Raw genomic sequence first — 23,833 nt, forward strand, 5'->3', positions numbered from 1 at the left:
AAATGCTATTTAGTGACGGAAGTGACGCATTCCGGTGAACACCATAGCAATGCCGTGCTCGTCTGCTGCGGCAATGATTTCTTCATCGCGGATTGAACCACCCGGTTGGATGATGCAGCTGATGCCCGCTGCTGCGGCTGCATCAATACCGTCACGGAATGGGAAGAATGCATCAGATGCCATCACTGAGCCTTCAACAACCAAACCTTCATCAGCGGCTTTAATGCCCGCTACTTTAGCTGAGTAAACGCGGCTCATTTGACCTGCGCCCACACCGATAGTCATGCCATCTTTGGCGTAAACAATCGCGTTAGATTTAACGAATTTAGCGACTTTCCAGCAGAACATTAAATCAGTAAGTTGTGCTGCTGTTGGTTGTACTTTTGATACCACTTTAACGTCAGCGACATCAACCATACCTTGGTCACGGTCTTGCACTAATAAGCCACCATTAACGCGCTTAAAGTCTTGAGTGGTGGTTTTAGTATTCCACTCGCCACACTCTAATAAACGTACGTTTGCTTTTGCTGCAACGATATCACGTGCTGCTGCACTGACTTTAGGGGCAATAATCACTTCAACGAATTGACGGTCAACAATGGCTTTCGCAGTGTCTGCATCTAACTCTTGGTTAAACGCAATGATGCCGCCAAATGCTGATGTAGGGTCAGTTTTAAATGCGCGATCGTAAGCTTCTAAAATGGTGTCGCCTAGTGCAACACCACATGGGTTAGCATGCTTAACGATAACACATGCAGGACCGTCGAATTCTTTAACACACTCAAGAGCTGCGTCAGTATCAGCAATGTTGTTGTAAGACAACGCTTTACCTTGTAGCTGAGTTGCGCTGGCAACTGATGCTTCATCAATGTGTGCATCAACATAAAATGCCGCTTTTTGATGGCTGTTTTCACCGTAGCGTAAATCTTGCTTTTTGATCAGCTGAGTATTGAAGGTACGTGGGAAGCTTGAATCTTCGTGGCACTCATCTTTACTGTGTGCTGGTACCATAGTACCGAAGTAGTTCGCAATCATGCCGTCATAAGCTGCTGTATGCTCGAATGCTGCAATAGCTAAGTCAAAGCGAGTTTCAAGTGTTGTGCTGCCTTCATTGGCTTGCATTTCTGCAATCACGCGGTCGTAATCACTTGCGTTAACCACAATCGTGGTGTCTTTGTGGTTTTTAGCTGTTGAGCGAACCATGGTTGGGCCACCGATATCGATGTTTTCAACGGCGTCAGCCAAAGTACAACCTTCTTTTGCCACTGTAGAAGCAAACGGGTAAAGGTTAACGGCAACTAAGTCGATTGGTTTGATGGCATTTTGTTCCATCACGATTTCATCGATACCACGACGAGCTAGAATGCCGCCATGCACTTTAGGGTGAAGTGTTTTAACACGACCATCCATGATTTCAGGATGACCTGTGTAGTCAGAAACTTCGGTCACTGGGATATTATTATCAGCAAGTAATTTAGCAGTGCCACCAGTAGAAAGTAGCTCTACGCCTTGCTCATGTAATGCTTTAGCAAACTCAAGCATTCCAGTTTTATCAGATACGCTTAACAGCGCGCGACGAATAGGTCTGACAGTATTCATGTAGGTACAGTGTCCACTATTTATTTAAGGAAGTTTGGCAAAGCTGAGTTTGTTAAATCAGCTTTGCCAAAGTTCCTACGATGCACATCTCGTTTTTATTTTATTAGTGAGCCGTACTCGAGCGCGCGTATTTTAACGTAATCTGTTTTATTTCGGGAAATTTCTGCGCGATTTCACAATATTGAAATAAGAACAAAGTACGGGGGCTTTTTTATTCTATAAAACCCTTGACCTTGGATTAAACTCCAAGGTTTATAATGATGACATTACACTGATATAGATTCTAACTTTGCAGGTAACGATATGTATCGAATTGGTGAGCTCGCGACGTTATTTGATGTGAAAACGGATACGCTTCGTTTTTATGAAAAACATGGTTTATTAGCCCCTTCGAATCGTTCTGATTCTGGCTATCGACTGTATAACCAAGACGACGCCGAAAAGCTGCGATTTATTATTCGAGCCAAAGCGGTGGGCTTTAGTTTAAGTGATATTGCTGAGTTGTTGTCTATTGAACTGGATAAGTCCAATTGGGCTTGTGCTGATGTTAAAGGCATGGTCGATATCAAGTTGGAGCAAGTACAAGCAAAGATAGCGGAGCTGGAGTTCTTTGCGAGTTCGTTGAGTAAATTGTCAGAGGCATGTTGTGGCGGGCCTGAAAGCGCCGAACACTGCTCTATATTAGAAGCATTAGAGTCATCAGATAAAGAATTACAGCCAAAATCTGAACATCATGCTGTAGTACACAATCCTTAGTGGCAAGAAATAGTGGGGCAAGAGATGTTATTCACTAACTTTGTAGAATTATTTTTAGAGTCAGCGCCTTGGTTATTACTTGGCTTGGTGTTAGCCGGATTATTAAAAGTGTTTGTGCCTATGGCATGGATGCAAAAGCAATTAGGTGGTCATGGGGTTAAAACCGTGGTTAAAGCCGCAGTGATAGGTGCGCCATTGCCGTTATGTTCGTGTGGTGTCATTCCTGCTGCCGTGGGGCTTCGTCGCAGCGGTGCCTCTAAGGCCGCTACGACTTCATTTTTAGTGTCGACCCCAGAAACGGGCGTTGATTCTGTTACTGTATCTTACGTTTTACTTGGGCCTTTTATGGCAATCATTCGTCCTATTGCTGCAATTACCAGTGCCGTTGTGGCAGGGTTATTGGTTGGTCGAGATGATAAAGATGAGGTGAGTGAGGCTAAGGCTTCATCAAAGGTTGCAAAAAATGCTGAAGAGAATGATTTAGGTACCGCGGGTGAAGTGGTGTCCTCATGCTGTAGTTCAAAAGCCGCTGAGGTTAAGGCTCCTGAAACAAGCTGTTGTAGTTCTAAGGCGCAAAGTAAACCGGCATCAAGCAGTTGCTGTTCTAGCAACAAAGACAACGTTGAAGCGATCCCGAGCACGAGTAGTTGTTGCGGGGGTAAGACAGATAATACAATTAACGAAAAAGTGGCTACAGTTGCTAAAAGCTGCTGTGCCACTAAGACAGATCACGCTGCAGTCAGTGACAACAATGACACGCATGAACATGCGGCTGAAAGCTGCTGCGAGTCAACAAAAGATATGGCGACAGAGCTAAAAAACGAGTCAGTATTGTCAAGGATTAAGTCAGGTTTGCATTACGCGGCAACGGATTTAGTGAGAGACACGACGATGTGGTTGTTAGTCGGTCTATTTTTTGCTGCGTTAGTACAAACGTTTGTTCCTGGTGACTTTTTAGCAAAATGGGGTGACGGGATTTTAGCTATGTTGGTGATGGTGTTGATATCTGTCCCTATGTACATTTGTGCTACAGCCTCAACACCGATTGCGGCAGGTTTACTATTAGCTGGTGTGTCACCAGGGGCTGTATTGGTCTTTATGATGGCAGGGCCTGCAACCAATATTGCCACTTTAGGTGTTGTCACCAAAGAGCTAGGTAAGCGCGCATTATTTGGCTATTTAGGCGGGGTGTTGGGCGTAGCGTTAAGTTTTGGTGTCTTAGTCAATTATCTTGTGGAGCACTTTGGTTTTGTTGTCATGCCGCAAATTGGTGAAGAACATGAGTTATTACCTCACTTTGTTACTACGGGATCTGGGATTGTATTGGCCTTGTTAATGGCAAAAGTTATTTATGATAAGTTACCGAAAAAAAGCTTGCGACGAGACTGCTGTTCGTAAGTTATTTGTTTTACTTTAGCAATAGAAAAGGCCCTCAGGGCCTTTTTTATTAACTGAACCTTAAGTCTAATGCATTGATTGATACAGCTTGTTACGTAGTTTGCGTGTAAATAACGAGCAGGTTGAGGAATGATTTTTAATTGTTAATATCAGCTCTAGCTAAACTAGATCTGGCTCAAGGTTTTAATTTAAAGAATATTGAAATTGTTAACGTTCAGATCTTACGTGACATGAATCACTCATAAAGTTTGGGTTAATACCTAACATGATTCCGAGCTACCTCAATGGTGGTATAAGAAATTGGAGTGATGATGAAACATTTAACGAAACGCAAACTAGCATTCGTTATCGCAGCAGCAATGGGGATTGCAGGCTGTGGTAGCGATGGAAAAGATGGCGAAGATGGCGTAACGCCACCACCACCATCAGCAGAAACCTCAGAGATTACTAATGTCGACGTTATTCACCATGAAATTGGTGATGGCAAAGTAACTTTTGAATTCCAAATCACAAACGAAAAAGACATGCTAATTGTTGGCTTAGAAAAAGCGAACGCAGAATTAGCGGCGATGACTGACAAAGGTATTGCTCGTAGTCGTGATGATTTCGAAGGAACTATCGTTGGTGGTAGTGCAAGCGAGTCAACTGAAGGTGCTAGCTTAACAGTACTTGAAAACGGTAATTATGAGTTTGTTGCACCTATGCCAAATGTTGAAGCGGGTACTGAAGGTATTATTCGCTTAGCTGTAGGTGGTGGTGATTTAATTGCTAAGTCTCGCTACATCGTAGTTAGCAAGCCTGAAAACGTGCACACAACGACGACAGAAACATGTCAGTCTTGTCACGTTGATTTCCATGCATCAGACGTTAAGCATTCAAGCTACACAGCAATCGATACTGAAGGCGAAACTGATTTAGTCGCAGGTTGTTTAGTTTGTCACAACAACGTGGTTCGAGATGATGGCGGTTACGCACGCAACAGCATGCAAAAGCTTGGTCATATTAATCACAATGGCTTTGAAAAAGATTTCACTGCAACTAACTGTTATACCTGTCACGCTGAGCCTGTGATTAACACAAGCATCGCGGGTAACGGTTGTAGCGATTGTCATACAACAGATATGTCTGACAACATGGCTTTATTAGCTGCTAACAGTGACTTTGATGCACGTGAATTCCACGTTAAGTCTGAAAAAATTGGCATTACAGAGCGTCAAACTATTCGTGAAGAGCACAGCACGTCATTATCTGCTGTTTACATGAATGATATCGGTGAATACTGTACTGATTTAACCTTATTCAAAGGCGAAGAAGTACTGGATATTGAAGCGCTATATACTGATGGCACATTAACTTACGCAAGCACATACCTACATGGCTATAACAATGATTCAATTGTTGGTCGTGAGTCAAATTCTTATGAAGAGTCATACAAAGGCGACGGAACTAAAACCTTCTGTCACCCATCGCTAGACTTGAACACACCACAAATTATGGCAAGCTCTCGTGTCACCTTTAATCATGGTGAAGATGCTTCTTATGACGGTGTTTCATTCACAAGTTACTCGCCAGTGGCTGACTTAGCAGATCTGAACAATGTGACTGACTATGCTCGCCGTCATGCTGTGACAAACGATAGTTGTACAACTTGTCATAACAACGAAACTAATTACCACAAAAATGGTAGCTATGCTGAAGGTGGCTTAGATTGTGTTGCTTGTCATAACAATGGCCAAGATCGTAATGCTGCAGGTTCTGCACCAGGCTTCGGACCAATGGTTCACAGCATGCACTGGGGCGTAGGTAGCCAAGCTGGTGAAGACGGTGAAAATGCAGCAGCAAGAAATCTAGACGCTGCAAACTGTGTTTCTTGTCATGCTGATGGTATCGAACTTTACGCTATTCCTAACCAATATATGCTTTCAAAAGCCTATAACGGTGGCGATTCAGGCGTTATGACTAGCCCAATTACAGCAAACTGTTACGCATGTCATAATGGTGAGCAAGCGCTTAACCATATGGAGCAAAATGGTGGTGAGCTGAATGTTGAAGCTGGTACTAATTGGTACACAAATGGTACTTCTGAGTCTTGTGCAACTTGTCACGACACTGGTAAGTCAATGGGTATCGATAAGTTCCATAACTTTGAGCGTTAATCACTGACATTTTATAGCTTGCGATATTATCTGGCCCTGCAAAGCTCAATATCGCAATCATAAATAATAAAAAGCCACTAGAAATAGTGGCTTTTTTCATTTTTGCCTTTCTATTTCATCTGTCAATTGGCAGGTTTGAATTTCATATTCTATTCTTTTTCGGTGCTTGCTAAAGCAACATAATGTCATTGACTGATTTTTGAGCTCAACTTCAAACCTTAAAATTAACTTAATTTAAACTTAATTGTAATTTCAGTTATAGAGTAAATAGGCCTTTACTTACTATAAATGCAGGTTAAGCTACTGAATAATAAGATTTAATTTGTTTGTTAAATTATTTAATTAGTTGTAAATCCTTTTAAAACAATGGTTTAGTCTGCTGTTGCCATTGTTGTTATTTATATAAGGATGTAGTTATTTAGATCTGAGTCAAACTTTGAACATTAAAAAGTGTTAATCAGCTTCGTGTTAATTCAGTCGTGATCATTGTCACTATTTAGCGAGCAAGAAATGCCTAGTATAAAAATAGACCTGTACCTACAAAGTGGTAATGGGCAATAGGAGATGATGATGAAGCATTTAACGAAAAGAAGATTAGCTTTCGTTGTCGCGGCTGCAATGGGGATTGCAGGTTGTGCTGATGACGGTAAAGATGGTGCTGATGGCGAAGATGGTGCACCGGGTGAACCCGCTACTCCACCAGTTACTGAAGTGTCTACAGTAACCAATGTTGAGTATATTGCTCATATGGTTGAAGAAGGCCAAGTGACAGTAGAGTTTAACTTAACTGATGAAGATGGCGTTGCGATTACGGGTCTTGAAAATGCAGGTATTTACTTAGCTGCTAAGACAGATCGCGGTATTCAACGTAGCCGTGACGGTAGTGTCGGTGGTAGTGCAACGTTTGGTGGCGATAATGCTACTGAAGGTGCAACTATTACAGAAGTTGACAGCGGGCAATATAAGCTCGTTGCTCCAATGGCAGCTGTACAAGCAGATACAGAAGGATTAATTCGCTTACAAGTGGGCGGTGGCGATATTGCTGATTCACCGTATATCATTATTGATAAGCCAGAAATGACCCACACCTCAACAACTGAAACTTGTTATTCATGTCACGTTGATTACGCCACCTCAGATATTAAGCATGCGAAATATGTCGCACAAAACATTGATGGCGAAGTTGATTTTGTTGGTGGCTGTATGGTGTGCCACAACAATGTTCCACGTGATGTTGCTGAAGATGGTACCTCACTTGATACCGGTGGGTATGCGAAAAATACCATGCAAAAGCTTGGTCACATTAATCACCAAAAATTTGAAAAAGATTTTACCCCAACTAACTGTTACACCTGTCACGCAGAGCCTGTGATGAATACCAGTATTGCTGGTAATGGTTGTTCAGATTGTCATACATCTGATGGTTCAGGTGCTGCCACTGTATTAGCCGATGATTTTGATGCTCGTGAGTTCCATTTCCAATCTTCTAAAATTGGTTTAGAAGAGCGTAAAGAAATTCGTGCAAATCATTACACTACAACTAGTGCGCCATACTTTAACCCTACAATGGATGAGTGGATTGATCACAAAGATGTAGCTTGGACATCAGGTTACTGTGTTGATATTGCATTGTTTGATAACTCTGGTGAAACACCGGTGCAATTAAACATTGGTGAAATGTATGCTGCGCATGAAGTTGTTTATGGTGGTGCTTACATTAACAACTACTACAATGATTCTATTGTTGCACGTGTTATTGGTCATGGTTCAGAAGGCTACATTGAAAATGCTGACGGCTCACGTTCAGTATGTTACGGCGCGCTAACTGCGGGTTATGAACTTGCTAACTTGTCTGCCAGCTCACGTATTACGATTGCTGATACCAATTGGATTGATAGCGATAATGAATACGGTGTGTCTTTCACTGGATACAGTGATGTAGTTGACCCAATCAACTTTGAAAAAGTACAAGATTGGGGTCGTCGTCATACTATCGATGAAAACAGCTGTACGACTTGTCACAACAACGACACTAACTACCATAAGAGCGGTAGCTACGGTGACGGCGGTTTAGATTGTGTTGCTTGTCATAACAATGGTCAAGATCGCACAGGCGCATTGTCTGGTCCTGGTTTCGGCCCAATGGTTCACAGCATGCACTGGGGTGTTGGTAACGAGTTAGGTGATAAAGCGCCAGAAGCGAACTCAGCAGCAAGCTTGAATGCCGATAACTGTGTCTCTTGTCATGCTGATGGTGTAAGCCTAGCTGATGTACCTAACCAATACATGCTTTCTAAAGCGTATAACGGCGGTACTGCTGGTGTAATGACGAGCCCTATCACTGCAAACTGTTTTGCATGTCATAACTCTGATTCAGCGTTAAGCCACATGGAGCAAAATGGTGGTGAGTTGAATGTACCATCAACGACAGAATGGTTCACTGAAGGTACTTCAGAGTCTTGTGCAACATGTCATGATACTGGTAAGTCATTCGGTATTGATAAGTTCCATAACTTTGAACGCTAAGAGTAACTTAACGACAATGTTATCCCTGCTAAGATAATTGTCATAAGTTGAAAAAAGCCACTATTTTATATAGTGGCTTTTTTATTGGTTAACGGGTCAAAAAACGAGGTTAATTTAGTATTTAAAGGTAATAATGCTTATGTTTTTATTGCTAATTACACTCGTTGTTTATTACATTTTTTAGTTTCTTTTTGATACAAGTGTATAATTTTAAAGTAGTTATATTGTTCTTGCATTTCCAGTAATCAAATTACAGATAAGTTGATTCTGATTTCATTCATAATTTAATCACAAAGGCTCTTTTCTGCTGTTTAATCAATAAATTTTCGTGAGCTTAATCACTCCAGATAAAGCGGTTAGTCCCTACTATGCCAATCAGGTGTTTACCTAAAAAGTAGTAATTAAACTATTCGGAGTGATGATGAAACATTTAACGAAACGCAGATTAGCCTTCGTTGTTGCAGCAGCGATGGGGATTGCTGGTTGTGCTGATGATGGAAAAGACGGTGCAGATGGCGCACCAGGTGAACCAGGTCCAGGACCTAATCCACCAGTAACAGAATCCGCTGATATTACCCATATCACTATGATTTCGCATGCGATTGAGGAAGGCCAAGTTCGCTACGAATTTGAAGTGACGAACGAAGATGGCGTTTTAGTCAATGGTTTAGGTAAAGCAGAAGCTAAATTTGCTGAAAAAACTGACCGTGGTGTGGTGTTAAATCGTGATGGCAATGTCGGTGGCTATACAGATTCCACTAAAGAAGGGTCATCATTGACAGCTATCGGTGATGGGCATTATGAGTTTATTGCTGCTATGCCAGCTGTGACGGCAGCCTCAGAGGGTATCGTTTGGTTACGTGTAGGCGGAGATAGCGAAACAGAAATCGCTCGTTCACAGCCTATGGTGGTGGATAAGCCTGAAATGATCCATACCAGCACGACAGAAACTTGTTATAGCTGTCACGTGGATTATGGCACTTCTAGCATGAAGCATCCTAGCTACACAGCAATTAATGTTGAAGGCGAGGTTGATTTTGTTGCAGGTTGTTTAGTGTGTCATAACAACGTTTCTCAAGCTGAAGAAAATGGCGGATATGCCACCAACACATTACAGAAAATCGGTCACGTGAATCATCAGAAGTTTGAAAAAGACTTTGAGGTTGCTAACTGTTATACCTGTCATGCTGAGCCAGTGATTAATACCAGTATTGCAGGAAATGGTTGTAGCGATTGTCACTCAACAGATGCTGCTAGCGGCATTGTGATGGCGATGAATGACTTTGATGCCCGTGAATTCCATGCATCACTTTCAGGTATCGGTTTAGTTGAACGACAAGCTGATAGAAATGACCATTCTACAGTCCTATCTGATATCTACACTACGGACTCTGGTGTTACCTATTGTACCGATCTTAGCCTTTACCAAGGCGAAAGCATGTTAGATATCGAAACGCTTTATAATGATGGAACATTAAGCTATGCAGGCGGTTACATGCATGGTTATAACAATAAATCTATCATTGGCCGTGAAACCAATTCTTATGAAGCCAGCTTTAAAGGCGATGGTACTAAAACCATGTGTTATGCCGCATCAAGTTTTGGTATCAATGCACCACAAATTATGGCGAGCTCTCGCGTCACATTTGCTCACGGTGATGATCCTTCATATGACGGTGTGACATTTACCAGTTACTCTCCTGTGTTTGCTATCGCTGATGGAGAAGTAACTGATTATGACCGTCGTCATGCAGTAACAACTGATAGCTGCAGTACTTGTCATAACAACGAAACTAATTACCATAAAAATGGTGGATACAGTGAAGGCGGTTACGACTGTGTAGCATGTCATAACAATGGTCAAGACCGTAACTCAGCAGGTTCAGCTCCTGGCTTTGGTCCTATGGTCCATAGCATGCACTGGGGTGTAGGTAGTGAGTTACTTAAGACTGATGAAGACGGTAATCCTATCCCTAACTCTGCAACAGAGTTAAATGCGGATAACTGTGTTTCTTGTCACGCTGATGGTATTGATTTATATGCAATACCTAATCAATACATGCGCGCTAAAGCCTTCCACGGTGGTGATGATACTAAAATGGCTAGCCCAATCACTGCCAACTGTTACGCTTGTCATGATTCAGCTTCTGCGCTGAATCATATGGAGCAAAACGGTGGTGAGATTGACGCTGAAGTTGTAGCTGATTGGTATTTACAACCTACAATGGAATCTTGTTCAACGTGTCACGCCGAAGGTAAATCATTTGGTATTGATAAGTTCCATGTATTTGAACGTTAATGACGGTAAAGTGAGTCAGTGCCTGCAAGCTGACTAACTAGAACGTTTCATTTAACAGTCAGTGTTAAACAAAAGAGCCACTCAAATGAGTGGCTCTTTTTATACGTAATAAGCTATGTAATAACGCGGCTTGTAAAAATATGAAGAATAAATTTCAGTTCAATGACGACAGAATTATCTTAATATGACACTCTTTATTCACATAACAAGCATTACAATTATTTACTGAAAATAATATTTAACTTTTCTGCAAGACGGATCCCTGCTTGCTGTAAACGTAATTCAACTGTTGGCGTATGATCGAAAATATACTGCCAGCGTAAGTCTGGTTGGTCGTCGCGGTTTTTTTCTAATTCATAGGTTGCTTCACGCAATGTTTTTGACTCATCAGCCCAGTCATAATAGCTTTTTCCGACCCAACTCTTGATGTCTTTATCTGAGATACGTTCAATGAATTTTGTGTATTCGGTGTAGCTAAGCTGTTTATGATCAACCAGCTTACTATCCCAAACACTATGCAAGTTTGTGTCTTCACCAAACCATTTTAACTTGACCTTATTACCGCCATGATCGTGGCTATGGCCAACATGTAATGGTTGATGAATATCACCGACAAAGTGAACGTAAAATGCTAATGCGTCACGCTTATCTTTATTGCTAACTTTAGGATCCTTCAACACTTTTTCAAAACGCTCAAGGCTTTCAATAATATCGCCTTTCGGGTTTCTTTTGACTGTGTCCCAAGTTTCGTCGTCAGCAATTGATACATAGTGCCATGGTGATGCGTGATGCCAGTTTTTATCTGAACGGATTTCATCTGGCCAGGTCGACATTTGTGCTAAAGATTCACCTTGCGTTATTTGATTGATTTTATCTTGTGCGACAGCAGAAAGGTTGTTTTGTGCTAACTCTCCAATAATACGGTGACCATTTTGGCCCCAAGCATGAACTGGTGAGCTGACAAGGCTACTGAGCGCAAGTGTTGCACTGAAAAGAATTACTGCAGGTTTCATTATTATTATTCCAAAAGCGATTTAACAGGCTTTGACCCTAGTACGGCATGCTAAATCGAGTGAGTGAGGTCGTTTTATCATATATTTTTCAAATTAAATTTTTGTGACAAAACAACCATGAACCCTTACCAAGTAAGGGGTTGGTTAAATTTGTGAAGTAAATTTGACGCAAGTAGTTTAGATATTGTTGAAAAATAGTTCAAGAATGACATGATTTTGAAACAAATTGGTTATAAAATCCGCCCTGAAGTTTTTACTCTACGGCTTCATATTAAAAGCTAGCTTAACTAGCAAACAAATTAAAATATAAAAGTATTTCAGGGGTCTGAAAATGTTAAACAATAAAATCAGTCGCTTAGCGCTAGCGACTTGCTTTGCTATGGGTGTTTCTCTACCTGCCATGGCAGCCGATACTGCATCAAATATCCGAGGTCAGATTGTTGGCCCTCAAGGAAATGCTGTAACAGATGCAACAATTACTATCATTCATGAACCAACAGGCACCGTTACTGAGCTTGCTGTTGGTGCTGACGGTACGTTTGCTGCTCGTGGTCTTCGTGTTGGTGGTCCATATATCATTAAAGTAGATTCAGAAGAATTTGCGGATGATTTAGAGCAAGACTTATTTTTAAATGTTGGTGAAACCTTACGTTATAACCGTACTCTTCAAGCTGAAGGTGATATGGAGCGTATCGGTGTTGTGGGCAATGCAAACTATTACCGCAGTGCTGGAAGCAACAGCGAATTTGGTGCTAAGGATATTGCTAACTCTCCAGGTATTAACCGTGACCTTAAAGATGTATTACGCCAAAACCCAATGGCTGTTGTAGGTACTGATGGTATCTCAATGAGTGTTGCGGGTATTAACCCACGCTTTAACACGTTCGTTGTTGATGGTGTATCTCAAAACGATGACTTTGGCTTAAACTCAAACGGTTACCCAACTCAACGCTCTCCTATCTCAATTGATGCGGTAGAAAGTGTTGCATTAAACACATCTCCTTTTTCTGCTCGTACAGGTGGCTTCTCTGGCGCACAAGTTAACGTAGTGACAAAATCAGGTACGAATGAGTTAGCTGGTACTGTTTTTTGGGAAACGACTAACGATAGCATGGCTGGCGACGGTAAAGACCAAGAAACGGGTGAAAAATTAAAGCAAGATTTTGAAGAAACAACATTTGGTGCGACTGTTGGTTTCCCATTAATTAAAGACACATTATTCTTCTTTGGTTCATATGAAAACTTTGACGCTCCACAAGCGGCTGAGTGGGGACCAGCTGGGGCAGGTTTTGCTAACGACTCTCGTGTAACACAAGAAGAGTTAGACAGAATTACCAGTATTTCTAACAGTGTTTATGGTCTAGATAACATTGGTGGTTACAGCTCAACTCCACAAGAAAAAGATGAAAAAATCTTAGCAAAAGTGGATTGGAACATTAACGATGAACATCGTGCTTCTTTCACTTATCAAAATACTGTTGGTAACTTAACTAACAAAGTATCTGACGATGAGTCTTCACTTAACTTATCAAGCTACTGGTACGATAAAGAAGAAGAGTTAGAGTCTTATGCAGCAACGGTTTACAGTGACTGGACAGATTCATTTACTACTGAAATCAAATTAGCTTATAAAGATACGACAAGTAACTCTAACCCTGTTGATAACATCGGCATTGGTCAAGTTAATGTACGTACTGGCAGTGGTGATGTTAACTTCGGTACTGAGCGTTCTCGTCAATCAAATCAATTAAATAACCAAAATTTAGAGCTTCGTTTTGTGGGTGATTACTACCTAGACGAGCACACCATTGGTTTTGGTTTCCAGTATAACGACATCGAAGTGTTCAACTTGTTTGCTCAAGACACTATGGGGTCATGGGATTTCGATTCAATTGATGATTTCGAAAATGGTGTTGTTGATCGTTTCCGTTATCAAAATGCTGAATCAGGCAACTCAAACGATGTTGCTGCTAACTTCACAATGGAAACGTTAGCATTATTTGTTGAAGATACTTGGGAAATTAACGCTGACTTAGAAATGACCTTTGGTATGCGTTATGAAACCATCACCATGTCTGAGTCTCCGGCATTAAACCAAAACTTCGTTGACCGTTACGGTTTTGCAAACAACGAGACAATGGATGGTAAAGATATCTGGTTACCACGTATCGGTTTGACTTACGTCTTATCTGACGATGTTACTTTACGCGGTGGTGTCGGTCGTTACAGTGGCGGTTACCCAACAGTTTGGATGTCTAACAGCTTCTCAAATGACGGTAATAGCTTATTAAGCTTCAACGATGGTTGGAATACCGATTGGGGTACGCCTGATTTTGGTAATGTACCAAGCGAAGCTCAAGATGGTCTTGTTGGCGGCGATGGTAACACTAACTCATTAGATCCTAATTTCGAGCTACCTTCAGATTGGCGTGCAAGCATCGGTTTTGACAGTACTTGGGACTTTGGTGCTCTAGGTCAAGACTGGTTCTTTGGTGGTGAGTTCTTATATATCCAAAAAGAAAATGACGTAGCTTGGGTTGATTTAGCACGTCGTGAAGTTGGAACAGATTSAACAGGCCGTGTGATTTACGAAACGTGGGATCCATTAGCAAGCAATGGCGCAGGTGGAAACACTGAACGTTATGACTTAATGCTAACTAATGCAGAAGAAGATGGTAAGAGCCAGACATTAAGCTTCACCCTAGCGAAAAACTGGGACATGGGTCTTAATATGCGCTTAGGTTATGCCTACAACTCTGTTGATGAAGGTAACCAAGGTTCGTCTTCAACAGCGACATCTAACTACCAATACCCGATTACTCAGTATGACCGTAACGGTACAACAATTGGCCCTGGTTACTATGAAACACCACATCGTTTCACCTTTAGTTTAGGTTATGATGTTGAGTTTGTTGCGGGTTACAACTCAAGCTTCAACATGTTCTATGAAGCACGTGAAGGCCGTCCTATGACTTGGGTTCTAGGTTCGCACAATGACCGTGGTTTCGGTGACCAAGGTTCATTTGCCTACTCTGATGCATACCTTCCATACATTCCAACAGGTGCTGATGATGCCAATGTTGAATATGCTGGTGGCTTAACTTACGAAGACTTTAAAGCAGCTATTGATGAAATTGGTCTAAGTGAATACGCCGGCGGTATCGCACCTAAGGGTACTGATAACCAACCTTGGGTTCACCAGTTAGATTTCCGCTTCACTCAAGAGCTACCTGGCTTCCTAGAAGATCATAAAGGTATCTTGTACTTTGACGTGAAAAACGTACTTAATCTAATGAATGACGATTGGGGTGTTGTTGAGTATCAATCATTTGGTAGCAAAATCCTAGTTGACCATAACTACAATGCTGACACGGGTGTATACACTTACTCAGTGCCTTATGGCCAAGATGGTATCGAAACAGCTAACCAAAATACTTATGATATTAATAAGTCTGCTTGGCAGTTAAAAGTAGGTGTTAAATACAAGTTCTAAATTGAGCTAATTTAACCGATAAAATACCGAGCTTAGGCTCGGTATTTTTTTGCCTGCTACTCAAGGTTGTTGCTAGTTGGTGGGTGATTTGTTTTTTATTTGTTCGTGTATTGAGGTTTGTTTGTTTGCCTGTTGATGCTTATTTGTTTGTTTTTTTGAAGTGTTAAAAAACTTTTTAACCTAATTAATTTGCTTTTTATTGCCTCAGTTTTTAAAAAAATCATACCCCTCTCACAAGATTAACATTAGTTAACCTAGGTCTCATCGGGCTTTTAGTCAGATGCCGTTATTTCGGTGATGGTAAATTCGATATGTTAATTAACGCTTTGTAAATAGATGTACTTTGCCATTGATGCGTTTTGCTACAAATATGAAATGGCACTGAAATATATGCTCAATAGCATCCGCCCCTGAAGTTTTACTCTACAGCTTCATATAAGGCTAGACCAACTAGCTATATTATAATTTTTCAGGGGTCAGATAATGTTTAACCATAAAATTAGTCGCTTAGCGCTGGCGACTTGCTTTGCTTTAGGTGTCGTATCTCTACCAGCTACCGCATCGCAGACTGCATCTAACATTCGAGGCCACATTGTTGGCCCAATGGGTAATGCAGTTACCGATGCAACTATTACTATTATTCACGAGCCAACAGGTACCGTTACAGAAGTGCCAGTAGGCGCTGACGGTCAGTTTGCAGCTCGTGGTTTACGTGTTGGTGGTCCATACATTATTAAAGTCGGTTCTGATGAATTTGCCGATGATGTTGAGCAAGGTTTGTTTTTAAATGTAGGCGAAACACTGCGTTTTAATCGTGAATTAAAATCTGCTACTGACATTGAGCGAATTGGGGTTGTGGGTAATGCCAACTACTACCGTTCAGCTGGCAGTAACAGTGAGTTTGGTGCTGATGATATTGCTAATTCACCTGGTATAAACCGTGACTTAAAAGATGTATTACGTCAAAACCCAATGGCGGTTGTGGGGAATGATGGTATCTCTATGAGTGTTGCGGGTATTAACCCTCGTTTTAACACCTTTGTGGTTGATGGTGTATCTCAAAATGATGATTTCGGCTTAAATTCAAATGGTTATCCAACTCAGCGTTCACCAATATCTATTGATGCTGTAGAGAGCGTTGCATTAAATACTTCGCCATTTACCGCGCGTAGTGGTGGCTTTTCTGGGGCACAAGTTAATGCGGTAACCAAGTCGGGTACCAATGAGCTATCGGGAACGATGTTTTGGGAAACCACCAATGACAGCATGGCAGGTGATGGTAAAGATCAAATCACTGGTGAAGCTTTAAAGCAGGATTTCGAAGAAACCACATTTGGTGGCRCGATTGGCTTTCCTTTGATTAAAGACAAGCTATTCTTCTTCGGCTCTTATGAAAACTTTGATGCACCACAAGCGGCTGAATGGGGACCTGCAGGAGCGGGTTTCCCAAATGATTCTCGGGTAACACTTGAAGAATTAGAGCAGATTAATAGCATCGCTAGTAGCGTATATGGCCTTGATAATATTGGTAGTTATAACGCCACACCTCAAGAAAAAGATGAGAAGATTCTGGCTAAGTTAGACTGGAACATTAACGATGACCACCGTGCTTCTTTAACCTATCAAAAAACGGTCGGTAATATGACTAACCGTGTTTCTGATACCGAAGGTTACTTAAACTTATCAAGCTATTGGTACGATAAAGAAGAAGATTTCGAATCTTACGCTGCGATTGTATACAGTGACTGGAGCCATGACTTTACCACTGAATTTAAAGTCGCTTATAAAGATACTGTGAGTAATTCTAACCCTGTAGATAACTTAGGTATCGGTCAGGTTGCTGTAAAAACTGAAGGCGGTACAGTCACGTTCGGTACTGAACGTTCACGCCAATCTAATCAGTTAGATAACCAGAATTTAGAAGTGCGTTTTGTGGGTGATTATTACCTAGATGAGCATAAGATTGGTTTTGGTTTCCAGTACAACAGCATTGACGTCTTTAACCTGTTCGCTCAAGACACTATGGGTACATGGGATTTTGATTCTATCGAAGACTTCGAGCGTGGCATTGTTGATCGCTTCCGCTATCAAAATGCGTTATCAGGCAATCCAGATGATGTTGCCGCTCAATTTAACATGGAAACGCTGGCATTATTCCTAGAGGATACCTGGGAAATTAACTATGACTTAGAAATGACCTTTGGTGTGCGCTACGAAAGGATCATGATGTCAGACTCACCAGAGTTAAATAGCAACTTTGTTGATCGTTACGGCTTTGCTAATAACAGCACAATGGATGGCCTAGATATTTGGCTGCCACGGGTAGGATTAAATTACGTACTAACGGATGATGTGACATTACGTGGTGGCGTCGGTCGCTACAGCGGTGGTTACCCAACGGTTTGGATGTCGAATAGTTTCTCAAATGACGGCAACAGCTTATTAAGTTATACCGGCGGTTGGAACGATGCGTGGGGCACACCTGATTTTGGTAATGTTCCTGGTGAAGCGCAAGATGGCCTTGTGGGTGGAGACGGTAATACTAACTCACTTGACCCGAACTTTGAGTTACCATCAGATTGGCGCGTCAGTGTTGGCTTTGACAGTACTTGGGACTTAGGGGCCTTAGGTCAAGATTGGTTCTTTGGTGGTGAATTCCTCTACATCCAAAAAGAAAATGATGTAACTTGGGTTGATTTATCTCGCCGTAAAGTCAGAACTGATGATACTGGCCGTGTAATTTATGAAACCTGGGATCCATTAGCGAATAATGGACAAGGTGGACACACAGAGCGTTCAGATTTAATGCTCACTAATGCAGACACTGACGGCTCAAGCAAAACGTTAAGCTTTAGCTTGGCGAAGAATTGGGACATGGGTCTGAACATGCGCTTTGGTTATGCTTATAACCAAGTTGACGAAGGTAACCAAGGTTCATCTTCTACAGCAGGTTCAAACTACCAGTACCCGATTGTTGGCGCAGATCGTAACGGCACCACTATGGGGCCAGGCTATTATGAAACGCCACATCGTTTCACTCTTAGCTTAGGTTACGATACTGAGTTATTTGCAGGTTATAACTCTAGCTTCAATATGTTCTATGAAGCACGCCAAGGTAACCCAATGAGCTGGGTATTAGGTTCGTATAATGACCGCGGATTTGGTGACCAAGGTGATTACGCCTACTCTGACGCATATCTACCGTATATTCCAACAGGTGCAGATGATGCCAATGTTGAATATGCTGGTGGCTTAACTTATGAAGAGTTTAAAAAGGCCATTGATGAGCTTGGGTTAGGTAAATACGCAGGTGGACTCATTGATAAAGGCACTCACAATCAACCTTGGGTACATCAATTAGACTTCCGTTTCACTCAAGAATTACCGGGCTTTACTCAAAAACATAAAGGGATGCTGTACTTCGATGTTAAGAACGTATTGAACTTGCTTAATGATGATTGGGGTAAGGTGCAATATCAAAGTTATGGCAACAAGGTGCTTGTTGATCACAGCTATGATGCAGAAACTGGTGTTTACACTTACTCAACTCCGTTTGGTCAAGACGGCATAGATACTTCCAACTTCAATACTTACGATATTAATCAGTCAGCATGGCAGATTAAGGTTGGTGTGAAGTACATGTTCTAATAGAGCTGTATTAATCGATAAAATACCGAGCCAATGCTCGGTATTTTTTTGCCTAAATTTAATGGATTGTTACGCTTATTATTCGTGTTAGACTGCTGAAAATGAAAGAGAGCTGAGCGCCAAACGATGTCGTTATTAGATTCAATACAGTGGAAATTATTAAGCTTTAACGAGCTTAGTCTTGATGAGCTTTATGATGTATTAAAGCTGAGAGTTGACGTGTTTGTGGTTGAGCAAAACTGCCCTTATCCAGAACTGGATAATAAAGACAGGTTGCCTGGCGCAAAACACCTATTAGGACTCAATGCGCAAGGCGAACTGATTGCATATACAAGAATCTTACCCGCAGGCGTGAGCTACCCTGAGGCGAGTATTGGCAGAGTTATTATTGCTGAATCTGCACGCGGAAAGGGAATTGCCCATGCATTAATGCAACGGTCAATCGATGTGGTAAAGGACTTGTGGCCACAGGAAAATATTCAAATTGGCGCTCAGCAACATTTAAACCATTTTTACCAGCAGCAAGGGTTTATCAATAATTCAGAGATGTACCTTGAAGACGGCATCCCACATATTGATATGTTACTCACTTTAAAACCTAGTTAAGTTTACTATTCAAGGATATCTATGTCAGATTATAGAATTAATACGACTCGTATAGTTTGTATTGCGCAGTTTGTCGCTAAAGAAGGCAAGCGTGAGTTATTAGTTGAAGCGCTAGCATCGTTGATCCCAGACACACGTCGTGAATTGGGATGTATTAGATATGAGCTTAACGTGAGTTTAGAAGACGATCGTAAGGTCGCATTCGTTGAAAAATTTACTGATAAAGCGACGTTTGATGAGCATTGCGCTAAAGATGATATTCAACATTATTTCCACAACGTCATGCCTGAGCTCGTTGAGTCTCATCATGTGGAAGTGTTTAATGAAGTCATTGCTTAAAGTGTGATTTAAATTGGATCAAAAAAGAGTGCAGAGGCACTCTTTTTTATGCGTGACTGATAGAACCAATGATTAGATTTCCGTCTTGCTATTGAGACTCTTCACGTAATTTGATGTCAGGACGCAAATTCACTTCGCCTTCAAAATCAATCACTGCTAATTCACTTTGTTGTGAAACCACCGCGAGAGGGCCTTCTGGCATCATTCTTACAAACAGTAATCGGTAGCCAAACCGGTTTAAATCATACAGCGCCATTTTTTGGTCTGCTGTCATCCGTTCCCAATGCTGTTCTTGATCGAGAGGTTCCCCACGACGCTCGCCGATAGCATATGCAACTTGATTCATAATCAATAAGCCTGAATAATTATTGAGTTAACAAAATGAATATAACAACTAATACGATCATTTCAAACATTTTGGATCAGGAAATAGAATAAAAAACAGTCATTACGCTCACTGTTTATACAAAATGTGTTTTGAGAGGTCGAAAGGATACGACATTGATTAGCTATATAGAGCCAGTATTTAGGCCGCCTTCTGAGTGGAAATCACTGATTTTACAAGTGAGCAATGGTTGCAGTTGGAACCGCTGTAGCTTTTGCGATATGTATACTCAAGAGCAAAAAAAGTTTAGAGCTCATAAAGTTGATAAAATTGAACAAGACATATTAGCAGCAGCGGCATCGAGACATTCCATTAGTCGAGTATTCTTAGCCGACGGTGATGCAATGACTTTGCCCTTTAAGCGGCTAAAAGAAATTTGCCAACTAATTAACAAGCACTTACCCAGTGTGACTCGTATTAGCAGTTATTGCTTACCTCGTAATTTATCTAATAAGACAGTAGAACAGCTAACAGAGCTTCGTCAAATGGGCTTGTCATTGCTTTATGTTGGTTGTGAAAGTGGTGACAACGAGGTACTTCGTCGTATCGAAAAAGGGGAGGATTTTGACTCATCTTTAGCGGCGCTCAATAAAATAAAGCAAGCGGGTATCAAGTCGTCAGTGATGATTTTAATGGGGCTGGGCGGCAAAAGTTTGTCATTGCAACATGCTAAAGCCTCTGCTGAATTGATGAATGCAGCGCAGCCTGAGTATCTTTCTACGTTAGTGGTCACCTTACCGCTTGGTACTGACAGAATGGATGCAGCATTTGACGGTCATTTTGAACTACCCGATCAAATAGGTCTACTTGATGAGATGCAAACACTATTGGCTAATTTGGAATTAGACAAAACGATTTTTAGGTCTGATCACGCTTCGAATTATTTGGTGTTAAAGGGCGTACTTGGTAAAGATAAACCTCAGTTACTAGCCCAAGTAAATCAGGCTATGCAAGGTATGGTGCCATTACGACAGGAATGGCAACGAGGTTTGTAAGGCCGCAACGAAGAGTCACATGCGTGGCTGCGCTAATGGGCAGCCACATATCGTTGTTGCTAGGGCCTGTTGATCTTTCAAGGTTGTTTTTGCAGCGAATTGTTGGCCATTTATACAAGGAGGAGACTTTGTGGTGTAGTTATTCTACATAAAAAGTTAATAACGCAGTAAAAATGGCCAACAAACCTTGCCCAATGGGTTCAAGTAAAAGCGCTTTACTCTTTGTTGGATGAATTTTGCTTAGATGACTAGGCATCAATCCATCTGCCTCAATTAAAACGCTTTTATTTCGAACAAAACTTAACCAGCAAAGATCAACAGACCCTAGTGACTCACTTTTTCAGATACCGATTGGCAATGAGCAATCGTTAGTTTGTCTCAGGCGTATCAGCAGCTGCGGTCATCAAGGCATTTTTAAAGTCATTTACCCAGCGTCGATAAACTGTTTTCACATCACCCCAATTAAATACCTTAGTGTTTTGACGCCATTGATCAAATCCTATAGCGCGATCGGCAGCCTTAGCGAGTACCTCATCTGTTTGGCCATCTTTCAGCACAGCCAGCAATACCATTGAACCTGAGTTTTGTGTGTAGGTTTTACCCATAGAATTATAGCTTCTGCGGCTGCTTTCAACAGGTGCGCTAAGGCGAATGTCGCTAACGGCAGTGTCAATCACTAAGGTATTAGGGCCTGCGCGAGTCACTAACTCAAATGGTTGCTCATGATTAAAGACATCCTGCACCGTCTTTGAAAACTGTTGTGCCATTTTTTCCAGCGATTCTTGTGGTAAGTCATAGGTGGCATTTAAGCCGTCAGTCTGTGGATCGACTCTAGGAGCACGGTAATCTTTAGGGTGATCATTAGTCACCTTTGTTGGCCTGAAATAGAGTTTGGAGTATTGGGTCCAATCTACGTCAGGTCGAACGTACGAAAGTGCCAATCTAGAGTTATCGACTTTAACCAGCCCATCCTTGGTGATTTCTGCATCTGGCCCTTGTTGAAGTGTGGCAGGCTGAGTTGCACAACCAAACAAGCCAAATACAACGAGTCCTGCCATAGCGATATGTGATGTGTTGATATGACGCATTTGTTTAATCCCTTAATTTACATGATGCTAATTAATATGGCAGGAATTAAGGTAGAGTCAATATTGGTTCTAGTGCATGACAAAAAGCATCACTGGCTATTATTGTTAATAACGGTGGTCAGAACACTCTAGTCTTCTTGATTTGTAGGTTAACAATAAAACATTTGCAATGTTCGGTGAAAACAAAGGAAAAGCGATATGGATGTCAGTAAGTTTACAATAAAATTGGACGATTTATCTGGTCATGAGGTGGCGCAGTTATTAAATGAGCATCTGCAAGATATGTATGCGACGTCGCCAGTTGAGTCTGTTCACGCATTGGATTTATCTAAACTTCGTCAGTCCAATATTAAATTTTGGACCATATGGGATGAGCAAATGCTCGCAGGCTGCGGAGCGTTAAAGACTTACTCTGCAACGAGTGTGGAAATTAAGTCAATGAGAGTGGCAAATGCTTATCGACGCCAAGGTGTTGCTGCACAACTATTGCAACATATTCTACATGAAGCTAAATGTGCCGGCGCTAAAACTGTTTACCTAGAAACAGGTTCAATGGCATTTTTTGCACCAGCAAGACAACTTTACGCCCAGCACGGTTTTATCGAAACTGGCCCATTTGCTGATTACCAAGCGGATGAAAATAGCATTTTTATGTCGCTCTCTTTATAAAAGTAAACGACAAAAAATCTCGTTGAACTAAGCCTCATCTTCAAAGACGTCCTCGATAGTGAGGCCAAACAGTTTAGCGGCCTTAAACGCCAACGGTAAACTTGGGTCAAATTTTCCCTTCTCAATAGCGTTGACCGTTTGTCGAGATACTCCCAATAAATCCGCCAGTTGAGCTTGAGTTAAATCACGCTCAGCCCGAAGTACTTTTAATCTGTTTTTCATTGGTACTTCCTGTTACCGAGAATAATACCGACCATGTAAGTTAAGCTCATGACAATCACCAAATGGGAGATTTCTGCATGACTGTTTATTACGCCAGTGGTACTCAGTGTAGAGTAACTGATACCTGAAATTAGCCCAACGCCTAGACTCAATCCCATGGCATTAAGTTGTATTTTTTGTTGTAACTCATCAAGGCTCAGTAAATGATGCTTATTGGCTAGAATCATCCCGATCCCCACTAAAAAGTTAACCACAATTGCTGTTATGGTTATCGCTTCTTGTTGCCAGATAAAGACTGGACCAAACGTTGCTATCGCTAACGTCACAACCCAAGCAGCGGTCCACTTGGCCAGTTTTTTTGTGTAGTTAGCGTTACGCTCTTTCCAATCTGTTGTCGTTGATTGAGGTGTTTTCATCGCCGATTCCTTTCAAGTAAACTTGTCTTAATGTCAAACTAACTTGACTTAACTATGTGTTCAAATATTGCTCATGTCAAGTTTTGACGACATTTTGTATTGTCTAACTTGCTTTTAAAGACAAGAGTGTTGCTTGCCAGATGAGGTAGCCAATGGGAGAAAGTAGAGTAGCTAAGTCGTTAAGGTGTTGATATTAAAAATGATACCATTTTAGCTAGCACTGTT

General features: G+C 41.4%; 17 protein-coding genes. 11 read left to right on the forward strand and 6 right to left on the reverse strand.

The features are described 5' to 3' along the window. Positions 1 to 9: 9 nt before the first annotated feature. The gene (gene purH, locus A9267_RS12015; protein WP_065109337.1) at positions 10 to 1,599 is read right to left on the reverse strand and encodes a bifunctional phosphoribosylaminoimidazolecarboxamide formyltransferase/IMP cyclohydrolase; all 1,590 of its coding nucleotides are present in this window, start codon (positions 1,597 to 1,599) and stop codon (positions 10 to 12) included. Positions 1,600 to 1,902: 303 nt separating this feature from the next. Here purH and zntR point away from each other — a divergent pair, with 303 nt between their 5' ends. From zntR to A9267_RS12040, 5 genes are all read left to right on the forward strand, one after another. Then, a complete protein-coding gene (zntR, locus tag A9267_RS12020; RefSeq protein WP_065109338.1) occupies positions 1,903 to 2,355 on the forward strand; it encodes a Zn(2+)-responsive transcriptional regulator in 453 nt (150 codons plus the stop codon). Between the two features lie 24 nt (positions 2,356 to 2,379). After that, positions 2,380 to 3,753, forward strand: coding sequence for an SO_0444 family Cu/Zn efflux transporter (locus A9267_RS12025; protein WP_065109339.1), 1,374 nt, complete (start codon positions 2,380 to 2,382; stop codon positions 3,751 to 3,753). 311 nt (positions 3,754 to 4,064) lie between these two features. Then, positions 4,065 to 5,909, forward strand: a complete 1,845-nt coding sequence (locus tag A9267_RS12030) for a multiheme c-type cytochrome (protein WP_065109340.1) — start codon at positions 4,065 to 4,067, stop codon at positions 5,907 to 5,909. A 570-nt stretch (positions 5,910 to 6,479) separates the two neighbouring features. Further along, positions 6,480 to 8,435, forward strand: a complete 1,956-nt coding sequence (locus tag A9267_RS12035; protein WP_065109341.1) for a multiheme c-type cytochrome — start codon at positions 6,480 to 6,482, stop codon at positions 8,433 to 8,435. A 421-nt stretch (positions 8,436 to 8,856) separates the two neighbouring features. Next, positions 8,857 to 10,734 carry a multiheme c-type cytochrome gene (locus A9267_RS12040; protein ID WP_065109342.1) on the forward strand — a complete coding sequence of 626 codons (1,878 nt, stop codon included), beginning with the start codon at positions 8,857 to 8,859 and terminating at the stop codon, positions 10,732 to 10,734. 218 nt (positions 10,735 to 10,952) lie between these two features. Here A9267_RS12040 and A9267_RS12045 read toward each other — a convergent pair whose 3' ends face one another. Further along, positions 10,953 to 11,747: a S1/P1 nuclease gene (locus A9267_RS12045; RefSeq protein ID WP_055023537.1), complete on the reverse strand. Its 795-nt coding sequence runs from the start codon at positions 11,745 to 11,747 to the stop codon at positions 10,953 to 10,955. A 331-nt stretch (positions 11,748 to 12,078) separates the two neighbouring features. Here A9267_RS12045 and A9267_RS12050 point away from each other — a divergent pair, with 331 nt between their 5' ends. The 4 genes from A9267_RS12050 (at position 12,079) to A9267_RS12065 (ending at position 19,833) form a co-directional block, all read left to right on the forward strand. After that, complete coding sequence (locus tag A9267_RS12050; protein ID WP_065109343.1) at positions 12,079 to 15,240, forward strand: TonB-dependent receptor; 3,162 nt, start codon at positions 12,079 to 12,081, stop codon at positions 15,238 to 15,240. A 483-nt stretch (positions 15,241 to 15,723) separates the two neighbouring features. After that, positions 15,724 to 18,888, forward strand: a complete 3,165-nt coding sequence (locus tag A9267_RS12055; RefSeq protein ID WP_065109344.1) for a TonB-dependent receptor — start codon at positions 15,724 to 15,726, stop codon at positions 18,886 to 18,888. Positions 18,889 to 19,014: 126 nt separating this feature from the next. Beyond that, positions 19,015 to 19,494 carry a GNAT family N-acetyltransferase gene (locus A9267_RS12060; RefSeq protein WP_065109345.1) on the forward strand — a complete coding sequence of 160 codons (480 nt, stop codon included), beginning with the start codon at positions 19,015 to 19,017 and terminating at the stop codon, positions 19,492 to 19,494. A gap of 21 nt (positions 19,495 to 19,515) precedes the next feature. Then, positions 19,516 to 19,833, forward strand: a complete 318-nt coding sequence (locus tag A9267_RS12065; RefSeq protein ID WP_055023533.1) for a putative quinol monooxygenase — start codon at positions 19,516 to 19,518, stop codon at positions 19,831 to 19,833. A gap of 88 nt (positions 19,834 to 19,921) precedes the next feature. On the opposite strand, the gene A9267_RS12070 is transcribed toward A9267_RS12065, so the two are convergent. Beyond that, complete coding sequence (locus A9267_RS12070) at positions 19,922 to 20,179, reverse strand: hypothetical protein (RefSeq protein ID WP_055023532.1); 258 nt, start codon at positions 20,177 to 20,179, stop codon at positions 19,922 to 19,924. A gap of 155 nt (positions 20,180 to 20,334) precedes the next feature. Between A9267_RS12070 and A9267_RS12075 the strand changes: the two genes are divergently transcribed. After that, on the forward strand, positions 20,335 to 21,213 hold the full coding sequence (locus A9267_RS12075) for a radical SAM protein (protein ID WP_065109346.1): 879 nt from the start codon (positions 20,335 to 20,337) through the stop codon (positions 21,211 to 21,213). Positions 21,214 to 21,581: 368 nt separating this feature from the next. Here A9267_RS12075 and A9267_RS12080 read toward each other — a convergent pair whose 3' ends face one another. Then, positions 21,582 to 22,301 (reverse strand): DUF3313 family protein, encoded by a 720-nt coding sequence (locus tag A9267_RS12080; protein WP_082972351.1) that lies wholly within the window; start codon positions 22,299 to 22,301, stop codon positions 21,582 to 21,584. 198 nt (positions 22,302 to 22,499) lie between these two features. Between A9267_RS12080 and A9267_RS12085 the strand changes: the two genes are divergently transcribed. Continuing rightward, complete coding sequence (locus tag A9267_RS12085) at positions 22,500 to 22,970, forward strand: GNAT family N-acetyltransferase (RefSeq protein ID WP_055023530.1); 471 nt, start codon at positions 22,500 to 22,502, stop codon at positions 22,968 to 22,970. A gap of 27 nt (positions 22,971 to 22,997) precedes the next feature. Here the strand turns inward: A9267_RS12085 and A9267_RS12090 are convergent, their stop codons facing one another. Then, positions 22,998 to 23,192: a helix-turn-helix transcriptional regulator gene (locus A9267_RS12090; RefSeq protein WP_055023529.1), complete on the reverse strand. Its 195-nt coding sequence runs from the start codon at positions 23,190 to 23,192 to the stop codon at positions 22,998 to 23,000. Further along, complete coding sequence (locus A9267_RS12095) at positions 23,189 to 23,608, reverse strand: hypothetical protein (protein WP_065109347.1); 420 nt, start codon at positions 23,606 to 23,608, stop codon at positions 23,189 to 23,191. The genes A9267_RS12090 and A9267_RS12095 overlap by 4 nt, the downstream gene beginning before the upstream one ends. Between the last annotated feature and the right edge of the window lie 225 nt (positions 23,609 to 23,833).

Origin of the sequence: Shewanella sp. UCD-FRSSP16_17, assembly GCF_001675935.1 — a bacterium.
In the GTDB taxonomy this organism is placed as follows: Bacteria; Pseudomonadota; Gammaproteobacteria; order Enterobacterales; family Shewanellaceae; genus Shewanella; species Shewanella japonica.

What these genes read in the sequence shown, in the direction of transcription:
- purH (WP_065109337.1), bottom strand. Translation starts at nt 1,599, where the DNA reads ATGAATACTGTCAGACCTATTCGTCGCGCGCTGTTAAGCGTATCTGAT.
- zntR (WP_065109338.1), top strand. Translation starts at nt 1,903, where the DNA reads ATGTATCGAATTGGTGAGCTCGCGACGTTATTTGATGTGAAAACGGAT.
- A9267_RS12025 (WP_065109339.1), top strand. Translation starts at nt 2,380, where the DNA reads ATGTTATTCACTAACTTTGTAGAATTATTTTTAGAGTCAGCGCCTTGG.
- A9267_RS12030 (WP_065109340.1), top strand. Translation starts at nt 4,065, where the DNA reads ATGAAACATTTAACGAAACGCAAACTAGCATTCGTTATCGCAGCAGCA.
- A9267_RS12035 (WP_065109341.1), top strand. Translation starts at nt 6,480, where the DNA reads ATGAAGCATTTAACGAAAAGAAGATTAGCTTTCGTTGTCGCGGCTGCA.
- A9267_RS12040 (WP_065109342.1), top strand. Translation starts at nt 8,857, where the DNA reads ATGAAACATTTAACGAAACGCAGATTAGCCTTCGTTGTTGCAGCAGCG.
- A9267_RS12045 (WP_055023537.1), bottom strand. Translation starts at nt 11,747, where the DNA reads ATGAAACCTGCAGTAATTCTTTTCAGTGCAACACTTGCGCTCAGTAGC.
- A9267_RS12060 (WP_065109345.1), top strand. Translation starts at nt 19,015, where the DNA reads ATGTCGTTATTAGATTCAATACAGTGGAAATTATTAAGCTTTAACGAG.
- A9267_RS12065 (WP_055023533.1), top strand. Translation starts at nt 19,516, where the DNA reads ATGTCAGATTATAGAATTAATACGACTCGTATAGTTTGTATTGCGCAG.
- A9267_RS12070 (WP_055023532.1), bottom strand. Translation starts at nt 20,179, where the DNA reads ATGAATCAAGTTGCATATGCTATCGGCGAGCGTCGTGGGGAACCTCTC.
- A9267_RS12080 (WP_082972351.1), bottom strand. Translation starts at nt 22,301, where the DNA reads ATGCGTCATATCAACACATCACATATCGCTATGGCAGGACTCGTTGTA.
- A9267_RS12085 (WP_055023530.1), top strand. Translation starts at nt 22,500, where the DNA reads ATGGATGTCAGTAAGTTTACAATAAAATTGGACGATTTATCTGGTCAT.
- A9267_RS12090 (WP_055023529.1), bottom strand. Translation starts at nt 23,192, where the DNA reads ATGAAAAACAGATTAAAAGTACTTCGGGCTGAGCGTGATTTAACTCAA.
- A9267_RS12095 (WP_065109347.1), bottom strand. Translation starts at nt 23,608, where the DNA reads ATGAAAACACCTCAATCAACGACAACAGATTGGAAAGAGCGTAACGCT.